Source organism: Streptomyces botrytidirepellens (genome assembly GCF_003721215.1).
GTDB classification, from domain to species: Bacteria; Actinomycetota; Actinomycetes; order Streptomycetales; family Streptomycetaceae; genus Streptomyces; species Streptomyces himastatinicus.
In genome coordinates this window covers 1-9,951 of sequence record NZ_RIBZ01000756.1, presented here as the reverse complement: position 1 = coordinate 9,951, position 9,951 = coordinate 1, and the positions used below count along the sequence as shown (strand labels likewise).

At 71.0% G+C, this 9,951-nt stretch carries 7 protein-coding genes; 5 read left to right on the top strand and 2 right to left on the bottom strand.

Going from position 1 to position 9,951, the window contains the following annotated elements; translation table 11 throughout:
- Positions 1-180 precede the first annotated feature (180 nt).
- From EEJ42_RS38500 to EEJ42_RS38485, 4 genes are all read left to right on the top strand, one after another.
- A complete protein-coding gene (locus EEJ42_RS38500) occupies positions 181-2,049 on the top strand; it encodes an LpqB family beta-propeller domain-containing protein (RefSeq protein ID WP_184503480.1) in 1,869 nt (622 codons plus the stop codon).
- A gap of 131 nt (positions 2,050-2,180) precedes the next feature.
- Positions 2,181-2,954 carry a ComF family protein gene (locus tag EEJ42_RS38495; protein ID WP_123106806.1) on the top strand — a complete coding sequence of 258 codons (774 nt, stop codon included), beginning with the start codon at positions 2,181-2,183 and terminating at the stop codon, positions 2,952-2,954.
- A 317-nt stretch (positions 2,955-3,271) separates the two neighbouring features.
- Positions 3,272-3,964, top strand: coding sequence for a ribosome hibernation-promoting factor, HPF/YfiA family (gene hpf / locus EEJ42_RS38490; protein ID WP_039941767.1), 693 nt, complete (start codon positions 3,272-3,274; stop codon positions 3,962-3,964).
- Positions 3,965-4,174: 210 nt separating this feature from the next.
- Positions 4,175-4,924 carry a response regulator gene (locus EEJ42_RS38485; RefSeq protein WP_009717426.1) on the top strand — a complete coding sequence of 250 codons (750 nt, stop codon included), beginning with the start codon at positions 4,175-4,177 and terminating at the stop codon, positions 4,922-4,924.
- 54 nt (positions 4,925-4,978) lie between these two features.
- On the opposite strand, the gene EEJ42_RS38480 is transcribed toward EEJ42_RS38485, so the two are convergent.
- Both EEJ42_RS38480 and EEJ42_RS38475 read right to left on the bottom strand, forming a co-directional pair.
- Positions 4,979-6,163: a winged helix-turn-helix domain-containing protein gene (locus EEJ42_RS38480; RefSeq protein WP_123106805.1), complete on the bottom strand. Its 1,185-nt coding sequence runs from the start codon at positions 6,161-6,163 to the stop codon at positions 4,979-4,981.
- A 58-nt stretch (positions 6,164-6,221) separates the two neighbouring features.
- Entirely contained in the window at positions 6,222-6,821 is a 600-nt protein-coding gene (locus EEJ42_RS38475; protein WP_123106804.1) for a GNAT family N-acetyltransferase, read from the bottom strand.
- Positions 6,822-7,063: 242 nt separating this feature from the next.
- On the opposite strand from EEJ42_RS38475, the gene secA reads away from it, so the two are divergent.
- Positions 7,064-9,898, top strand: a complete 2,835-nt coding sequence (secA, locus tag EEJ42_RS38470) for a preprotein translocase subunit SecA (protein WP_123106803.1) — start codon at positions 7,064-7,066, stop codon at positions 9,896-9,898.
- Positions 9,899-9,951: the final 53 nt, after the last annotated feature.

Below are 9,951 nucleotides of genomic sequence, written 5' to 3'. Positions count from 1 at the left end.
CGGCGGAGCGGCTGGCCTCGGTGCCCGCGCAGCCCCGCTCCGCGCTGCCGCCCGCCGACGCCCCGGTGCCCTCGGCCGATCCGACGGCCCTGCCGGGGAACGGGGCCCGGGTGGTCCGTGGCGCCACGGAGCCGGTGCACCGGGAGCGAACGACACCGAACGAAGGGGAGGGCCGCCCCCGTGGGCGCTGACCGTGCCGACCGCCACCGTTCCCGCTCCGGCGCGCGTCGCCGTGCGTGGGGCACGGGCACGTTGCTGGCGTGTGGGGTGCTGCTGCTGTCCGGCTGTGCCTCGATGCCCGACAGCGGGGATGTGCGCCGGGTCGACTCCTCGCCCCGCTCCGACGTGGATTCGCAGGTCCGGGTGTACGGGGTGAGTCCGGGGAAGGGCGAGCAGCCCGCGGAGCTGGTCTCCGGCTTCCTGGAGGCCACGACGAGCGACGAGGAGAACTTCGCCACCGCGAAGGAGTATCTGACCCGGGGCGCGTCCAAGGACTGGGATCCGTTCGCGCAGACCACGGTGCTGGAGCAGGCCCCTGACGTGCGGGTGGAGACCGACCCCGGCGACCGGGACGGCAACAGCAAGACGGTCGTGCTCTCCGGCAAGCGGATCGCCACGGTGGACGCCGCGCACGCCTACCGGCCCGATGAGGAGCGGTACGAGGAGCGCATCCATCTCACCCTGCGCGGGTCGGAGTGGCGGATCGACGGGCCGCCGCCGGGGCTGGTGCTCGGGGAGTCCGACTTCCAGCGCATCTACCGTTCGGTCAACAAGTACTACTTCGCGAAGCTGGGGCCGGACGCCGCGGACTCACGGGTGGGGGACCAGGTCCTGGTCGCCGATCCGGTCTATCTGCGGCGGCGCATCAATCCGGTCACGTCGACGGTCAAGGCGCTGCTGGACGGCCCGACGGACTGGCTGGATCCGGTGGTCAGCACGGCCTTCCCGGCCGGTGCGGCGCTCGGCCGCGACACCGGCAAGCTGTCGCTGGACGATTCGAACTCGCTGAAGGTCCGGCTGAGCGATCAGGCGGCGCAGATCAGCCCGGGGCGATGTGCCCGGATGGCGGCGCAGACGCTGTTCACGGTGCAGGACCTCTGGGAGGGATCGGACGAGGTGAGCGGGGTGCGGCTGGAGCGGCAGAGTGGCTCCGAGCTGTGCGCCCTGTCGAGCGACGCGGCGCGCGCGTACGCCCCCGACCATGTCATCGGGCGGCCCCAGCACCAGTACTTCGTGGACGCGCAGCACCGGATGGTCCGGCTGTCCGACGACGAGGACAAGCCACGCCCGGTGCCGGGGCCGTTCGGCGCCGACGGCGCGGGTCTTGGCACGGTGGCGGTCTCGCGCGACGAGCGGGACGCGGCGGCGGTCAGCGAGGACGGCCGGTCGCTGTACGTCACGGAGCTGTCGTCCGGCGCCGAGCGGGGCCGGGTGCGGGTGCACAGTCAGGGCGGCAGTCCCGAGCACGGGCTGACGGCACCCAGCTGGGACGGGCTGGGCGGGCTGTGGGTGGCCGACCGGGACCCGCAGCGGCCGCGGCTGCTGCGGCTGCGGGGCGGCACCGGCCAGGCGGACGAGGTCGAGCTGCCGACGCTGGACGGTGGCCGGATCACGGCGCTGCGGATGTCCGCGGACGGCACCAGGATCGCGATGCTGGTCAAGCAGGACGGGCATACGACGCTGCGGCTGGGCCGGATCGAGCGGCGGGGCACGGCGGACCATCCGAAGCTGTCGGTGCGGGCGCTGCACGCGATCGCGCCGAAGCTCCAGGACGTCGACACCGCGTCATGGGCGGGGGACAGCCGTCTGGTGGTCGCGGGCCGCGAGTCGGACGGCGTGCAGCAGCTCCAGTACGTGGAGACGGACGGCTCACCGGCGGATCTGCCGGAGGTGCCGGGGCCGAACGGGGTGGAGACGGTCGCCGCCTCTGAGGACCAGACCCGGCCGCTGATCGCCGAGACCAGGGAGAACGGGATCGTCCGGCTGCTGCCGAACACGGACTGGAAGACCGTTGACGAGGACGGTTCCGGTCCGGTGTACCCCGGATAGCCGTACGGGCGGGGGAGGCTGTGGCGGCCTTTCAGGCGCCTGCCCCGCCCTGGGGGCGGCCGGTTGTCCACATGCGCGTGGTTTTCCACAGGGGGTGGCGGCCCGGCCGATGTGACGGGACAGTGGGGGCCATGTGGGGCTGGTGGCAGGAGATCGCCGATCTGGTGCTGCCGGCCGACTGCGCGGGATGCGGTCGGCCGGGTGTCCCGCTGTGCGACCGGTGTCATGGGGCGCTGCGCGGGCCCGGGGCTCGTCGGGTGCTGCCGAGCCCGGTGCCGCCGGGGCTGCCGGTGGTCCATGCGGCGGTGGATTACGTGGACGAGGCCCGGGCGGTGCTGCTCGCGCACAAGGAGCGGGGAGCGCTGCGGCTGGCGGGGCCGCTGGGCGAGGCGCTGGCCGGTGCGGTGCGGACGGTGGCCCGCGGCGTCCTGCCCCGGGCCCTGGGGGACCGGCCCCTGCTGCTGGTGCCGGTGCCCTCGGCGCGGCGTGCGGTGGGGGCGCGGGGCCATGATCCGGCCCGGCGCATCGCGTGCGCGGCGGCGGGCGTGCTGCGCCGCGAGGGGTGTCCCGCGCGGGTGCCGTCGGTGCTGCGGCAGCGGCGGCGGGTGACCGACCAGTCGGGGCTGGGTGCCCGCCAGCGCCGGGCGAACGTGACGGGGGCGCTGGAGGCCGCGCCGGGTGGCGGGCGGCTCCTGGTGGCGGGCCCGGTGGTGCTGGTGGACGATCTGATGACGACGGGGGCCTCGCTCGCGGAGGCCGCGCGGGCGGTGGCGGAGGCGGGCGGACGAGTCGTGGGCGGGGCGGTGGTGGCCGCGCCGCCGACCCCGGTGTCCACCCCCGCGCCCTGGGGGACCTCGGCGGCTCCGGGGCGTCTCAGACCCTTCGCCAGCGGTAAGCGGAACTGAATACGAAGCCGTGTCGTTGCAGGCTGTAAGGATGGCAAAGCACCTGATCGGAGGTACGGCTCGGTAGGGGGTGCCGACAACCGTCCGGGCGAGCTATGTTCGGTTGTGAGGAGTGGCAGGTGCTATGACTCACAAATCCGCTTGGCGTGCTTTGCGTGCTTTCTCGTGAGCCGTTGACCGAAACGGGGTGGAGTTGTTCCCCGTGGGAAGGAGAGGTGAAAGCCGCCAAGCCGGTGGCTCCGGAAGACGCCGGAGCCTAGTGCACAAGGGATGAGCTCCGGTGGACCATCCGGAGCGACCCGGGAACGGAGTTCTGCGTGGACATCGTCGTCAAGGGCCGTAAAACAGAGGTGCCCGAGCGGTTCCGGAAGCACGTGGCCGAGAAGCTGAAGCTGGATAAGATCCAGAAGCTCGACGGCAAGGTGATCAGCCTCGACGTCGAGGTGTCCAAGGAGCACAATCCGCGGCAGGCCGACCGGTCCGACCGTGTGGAGATCACCCTTCGCTCCCGCGGCCCGGTCATTCGGGCGGAGGCCGCGGCGGCCGATCCGTACGCAGCGCTGGACCTGGCGGCCGGCAAGCTGGAAGCGCGGATGCGCAAGCAGCACGACAAGCGCCACACCCGGCGTGGCAACGGTCGCATTCCGGCCAGCGACGTGGCCATCACGGTGCCCAATGCGGCACGTATCAACGGGCACGGTGAGATCGCCGCCCAGCGCACCCCGTCGGACACTGTTCCGACCACCCGGATGGGACCCCTGGAAGTTCAGGGTGAAGGCCCCCTCGTGGTCCGTGAGAAGACCCACGCCGCGGTCCCGATGACGCTCGACCAGGCTCTCTACGAGATGGAGCTGGTCGGGCACGATTTCTATCTGTTCGTCGACTCCGACACCAGTCAGCCCAGCGTCGTCTACCGGCGGCACGGCTATGACTACGGGGTCATTCACCTTCAGCCGGAGGCGTTCGCCGGGGAGGAGCCCGGTGGTGCCGGCGGCGCACTCGGCGCCTGAGACCACCTGAGGCTCGACCGCTTCTGGGCGGGCGCACAGAGAGTGAACGGGATCGCGCGGCGTATGCGCCGCGCGGTCCCGTGGCCGGTCCGGGCATGAAATCATGGCTCGACGGCCAACCGGCATGGGGAAACGACTGGTTGACGCCGCACAGCACCGTGCACCGCAGAGTGCAGACCGCAAGGGCCATGGCCTTCAGGGGGAGGAACGATGGCGGACAGCTTCGGGCCCGTGTCCGACGAAGGCGATGACCAACGCCTGGGGCCGGACAGGGGCGAGCCGCGCGGCGAGCCGCGCAAGGAGCCGATTCGGGTCCTCGTAGTGGACGACCACGCCCTCTTCCGGCGTGGGTTGGAGATCGTCCTGGCCCAGGAAGAGGACATTCAGGTCGTCGGTGAGGCCGGGGACGGCGCCGAGGCCGTGGACAAGGCGGCGGATCTGCTGCCGGACATCGTCCTGATGGATGTGCGCATGCCCAAGCGCGGGGGGATCGAGGCATGCACGTCGATCAAGGAAGTGGCCCCCAGCGCCAAAATCATCATGCTGACGATCAGCGACGAGGAGGCCGACCTCTACGACGCGATCAAGGCGGGTGCCACCGGCTATCTGCTCAAGGAGATCTCGACCGACGAGGTGTCGACCGCGATTCGCGCGGTGGCCGACGGCCAGTCGCAGATCAGCCCGTCGATGGCGGCCAAGCTCCTCACCGAGTTCAAGTCGATGATCCAGCGCACCGACGAGCGGCGGCTGGTGCCGGCGCCCCGGCTCACCGACCGTGAGCTGGAGGTGCTGAAGCTGGTGGCCACCGGCATGAACAACCGCGACATCGCCAAGGAACTGTTCATCAGCGAGAACACCGTCAAGAACCACGTCCGGAACATCCTGGAGAAGCTTCAGCTGCACTCCCGGATGGAGGCCGTGGTCTACGCGATGCGGGAGAAGATCCTCGAAATCAGGTGAGCGGGCAGGTGAGCGGGCAGGTGAGCGGCGGATGACCCGGCGGCCGGGCCGCGGTCAGCGGACCGCGGCCGCCAGCGGTGCGGCCAGCTCCGGGCGGTTGACCCGCTCGATCCGCACCGCGTCGCAGCCCACCCACCCGGCCGCCTCACGGAGCGCCTCGGCCATCGGCGCCACGGCCTTCGGGGTGTCCAGCGACACCTGCCGGGCCACCAGCGTGGTCCCCTCACGGGCCGGATCGACCCGGCCGAGCAGCCGCCCGCCCGACAGCAGCGGCATGGCGAAGTAGCCGTACACCCGCTTGGGCCGGGGCACGTACGCCTCCAGCCGATGGCTGAAGCCGAAGATCCGCTCGGTGCGCGCCCGGTCCCATATCAAGGAGTCGAAGGGCGACAGCAGGGTCGTGCGGTGCCGTCCGCGCGGGGTGGTGGCCAGCGCCTCGGGGTCCGCCCAGGCGGCCTTGTCCCAGCCCGCGACCTTCACCGGCACCAGCCCCGAGTCCGCGATCACCGCGCTGACCTGCTCCCCCTTGAGCCGGTGGTAGTCCGCGAGATCCGCGCGGGTGCCCACGCCGAGGGACTGCCCCGCGAGCCGCACCAGCCGCCGCAGGCACTCCGCGTCGTCCAGGTCGTCGTGCAGCAGCGCCTCCGGCACGGCGCGCTCCGCCAGGTCGTACACCCGCTTCCAGCCGCGCCGCTCCACGCACACCACCTCGCCGTACGTCAGCGCGCGCTCGACCGCGACCTTGGTCGCCGACCAGTCCCACCACAGGCCGCCGTTCTTGGCGCCGCCCAGCTCGGTCGCGGTCAGCGGGCCCTCGGCGCGCAGCTGCGCCACGACCTTCTCGTACGCTCCCGGCGGCAGCTCGTGGTGCCAGTGCGGGCGGGCGCGGTAGGCGCGGCGGCGGAACGCGAAGTGCGGCCACTCCTCGATCGGCAGCACGCACGCCGCGTGCGACCAGTACTCGAAGGCGTGGGTGTCGCTCCAGTACGCCGATTCGACCGCCGTGCGGCCGACCGCGCCCAGCCGCGCGTAGGGAATCAGCTCGTGCGAGCGCGCCAGCACCGAGATCGTGTCCAGCTGCACCGCGCCCAGATGGCGCAGGACGCCGCGCACCCCGCCGCGCCGGTCGGGCGCCCCCAGGAGCCCCTGGGCGCGCAGCGCGATCCGGCGCGCCTCGTCGGCGGAGAGGCTGACCTCGGGCTTCTGGTCCGCGATGGACCCGGTGGCGGGATTCGTCATGCGCGCCACCGTAGTGGCGACCACTGACAACGCCCCCGACCCGTTGGGGGGCACGCGGTCAGGCCCGGTTCGCGGCGGGGGCCGGGACGTACGGCGTGGTCGAGGGCAGCCCGAAGTCGGAGGGCAGCAGCGCGCCCCGCCAGGCGTCCCGGCGGGTGCCCTCGCGGACGATCCGCGCCCGGTCCGTTCCCTCCATCCGGAAGCCCACGGCGAGCGCGACCGCCCGCGACGCCTCGTTCCCGGCCTCCGTGCACCACTCCAGCCGCTCCACGCCCAGCCCGGTGAACGCCCACTCGGCCACCGCCCGCGCCGCCTCGCCCGTGTAGCCCTGCCGCCGGTGCTCCCGTACCGTCCAGTAGCCCAGTTCGGCCTGGCGCTCGGGGCTGTGCAGCCGGGCCAGCCGTACCAGGCCCATGGCCCCGATGAGCGCGTCCTCACCCTTGGTGACCAGCGCGAAGTTATAGGTGCTGTCGTCCCGCCAGCCCTCCGGGCAGGTCCGCCGGACGAAGTCCTCGGCGTGGGCGCGTTCGTACGGAGCGGGCACGGTGGTCCAGCGCAGGATGTCCGGGTCCTGACAGGCGGCGTGGACCGCCGGCGCGTCGGACGGCCGGAAGGGGCGCAGGACGAGTCGCTCGGTGGTGAGGGTGACGGGCTCCATGGCGAGAGTCTGGGCCGCTGCCGCGCGGGGCCGCGACTGGTTTTGGTGAATTCGGGGGCACCCCGGCGACCTCTCACGCGTTGACACGGTGTGGTGACACCCGGCCCGCGTGGTGACGGACCTCCCGGCCAGGCGGGGTCTGTCTTACGATGGCCGTTGCGGCGGGGCTTGTGCCCCTTGACAATGCCGCGCCAGCGCACCCCACAACCGTGCCAGGCCCGACCGGCAAGGAGCCAGCCTACGTGTCCGTCTTCAACAAGCTCATGCGTGCAGGCGAAGGAAAGATCCTGCGCAAGCTGCACCGCATTGCGGACCAGGTCAATTCCATCGAAGAGGACTTCCTGTCGCTCTCCGACGCCGAGCTGCGTGCCCTCACCGACGAGTACAAGGAGCGGTACGCCGACGGCGAAAGCCTCGACGACCTGATGCCGGAGGCGTTCGCGACCGTGCGCGAGGCGGCCAAGCGGGTGCTCGGCCAGCGTCACTACGACGTCCAGCTGATGGGCGGTGCCGCGCTGCACCTCGGGTACGTCGCCGAGATGAAGACCGGTGAGGGCAAGACCCTGGTGGGCACCCTCCCGGCGTATCTGAACGCGCTGTCCGGCAAGGGCGTCCACCTGATCACGGTCAACGACTATCTGGCCGAGCGCGACTCGGAGTGGATGGGCCGGGTGCACAAGTTCCTCGGCCTCGAGGTCGGTTGCATCCTCGCCAACATGACCCCGGCGCAGCGCCGCGAGCAGTACGCGTGCGACATCACCTACGGCACCAACAACGAGTTCGGCTTCGACTATCTGCGCGACAACATGGCGTGGTCGCAGGACGAGCTGGTGCAGCGCGGCCACAACTTCGCGATCGTCGACGAGGTCGACTCGATCCTGGTGGACGAGGCCCGTACGCCGCTGATCATCTCCGGCCCGGCCGACCAGGCCACCAAGTGGTACGGCGACTTCGCCAAGCTCGTCCTCCGGCTGACCCGGGGCGAGGCGGCGAACCTCCAGAAGGGTCAGGAGGAGACCGGGGACTACGAGGTCGACGAGAAGAAGCGCACCGTCGGCATCCACGAGTCCGGCGTCACCAAGGTCGAGGACTGGCTGGGCATCGACAACCTGTACGAGTCCGTCAACACTCCGCTGGTCGGCTACCTGAACAACGCCATCAAGGCCAAGGAGCTGTTCAAGAAGGACAAGGACTACGTCGTCATCGACGGCGAAGTCATGATCGTCGACGAGCACACCGGCCGTATCCTCGCCGGTCGCCGCTACAACGAGGGCATGCACCAGGCGATCGAGGCCAAGGAGCAGGTGGAGATCAAGGACGAGAACCAGACTCTCGCCACGATCACCCTCCAGAACTTCTTCCGCCTCTACGCCAAGCTCTCCGGCATGACCGGTACGGCGATGACCGAGGCCGCCGAGTTCCACCAGATCTACAAGCTGGGCGTCGTCCCGATCCCGACCCACCGCCCCCTCGCCCGTGTCGACCAGTCCGACCTGATCTACCGCACCGAGGTCGCCAAGTTCGACGCGGTCGTCGAGGACATCGTCGAGAAGCACGAGAAGGGCCAGCCGGTCCTGGTCGGCACCACCTCCGTGGAGAAGTCCGAGTACCTGTCGCAGCAGCTCGCCAAGCGCGGTGTGCCGCACGAGGTGCTCAACGCCAAGCAGCACGACCGGGAGGCGACGATCGTCGCCCAGGCGGGCCGCAAGGGCGCCGTCACGGTCGCGACGAACATGGCCGGCCGTGGTACGGACATCAAGCTCGGCGGCAACCCCGACGACCTCGCCGAGGCCGAGCTGCGCCAGCGCGGCCTGGACCCGGTGGAGCACTCCGAGGAGTGGGCGGCGGCGCTGCCCGCCGCCCTGGAGAAGGCCGAGGCCGCGGTCAAGGCCGAGTTCGAGGAGGTCAAGGACCTCGGCGGACTGTATGTGCTGGGCACCGAGCGCCATGAGTCGCGCCGCATCGACAACCAGCTGCGCGGTCGTTCCGGCCGTCAGGGCGACCCCGGCGAGTCCCGCTTCTACCTCTCGCTCGGCGACGACCTGATGCGGCTGTTCAAGGCGCAGATGGTCGAGCGCGTGATGGCCATGGCCAACGTTCCCGACGATGTGCCGATCGAGAACAAGATGGTCACCCGCGCCATCGCCTCCGCCCAGTCGCAGGTCGAGCAGCAGAACTTCGAGACCCGTAAGAACGTCCTGAAGTACGACGAGGTCCTCAACCGGCAGCGCGAGGTCATCTACGGCGAGCGCCGCCGCGTCCTGGAGGGCGAGGACCTCCAGGAGCAGGTCGGCCACTTCATGGACGACACGATCGACGCGTACATCCAGGCGGAGACCGTCGAGGGCTTCGCCGAGGAGTGGGACCTGGACCGGCTGTGGGGCGCGTTCAAGCAGCTCTACCCGGTCAAGGTGACCGTCGACGAGCTGGAGGAGGAGACCGGCGACCGCGCCGGGATCACCGCCGAGTTCATCGCCGAGGCCGTCAAGGACGACATCCACCAGCAGTACGAGGCCCGCGAGGAGCAGCTCGGCTCCGAGATCATGCGCGAGCTGGAGCGGCGCGTCGTGCTGTCCGTGCTGGACCGCAAGTGGCGCGAGCACCTCTACGAGATGGACTACCTCCAGGAGGGCATCGGGCTGCGTGCGATGGCCCAGAAGGACCCGCTGGTCGAGTACCAGCGCGAGGGCTTCGACATGTTCCAGGCCATGATGGAGGGCATCAAGGAGGAGTCGGTCGGCTACCTGTTCAACCTGGAGGTCCAGGTCGAGCAGCAGGTCGAGGAGGTCCCGGTCGAGGACGCGGAGGCCAAGGCCACGCTGGACAAGGACGTGCAGGACGCGGTCCCGGCGGGCGCCTCCTCGGGGCGTCCCGAGATCCACGCCAAGGGCCTGGACGCCCCGCAGCGGCCGGACCGGCTGCACTTCTCGGCCCCGACGGTCGACGGCGAGGGCGGCATCGTGGAAGGCGACTTCACCAACGGTGAGACCCCGCCCGCGCCGCGCTCCGAGTCCGACGGGCTGACCCGCGCGGAGCGGCGCAAGGCCAACAAGGGTGGCCGCCGCCGTAAGAAGTAGCGCGTAGCGGAGTTACGTGAGAGGCCGGGGCACCGTGCGACCACCGCACGGTG

Excerpts from the sequence above, each read along its gene's own strand:
- EEJ42_RS38495 (WP_123106806.1), top strand. The coding sequence starts at position 2,181 with ATGTGGGGCTGGTGGCAGGAGATCGCCGATCTGGTGCTGCCGGCCGAC.
- EEJ42_RS38480 (WP_123106805.1), bottom strand. The coding sequence starts at position 6,163 with ATGACGAATCCCGCCACCGGGTCCATCGCGGACCAGAAGCCCGAGGTC.
- EEJ42_RS38485 (WP_009717426.1), top strand. The coding sequence starts at position 4,175 with ATGGCGGACAGCTTCGGGCCCGTGTCCGACGAAGGCGATGACCAACGC.
- EEJ42_RS38475 (WP_123106804.1), bottom strand. The coding sequence starts at position 6,821 with ATGGAGCCCGTCACCCTCACCACCGAGCGACTCGTCCTGCGCCCCTTC.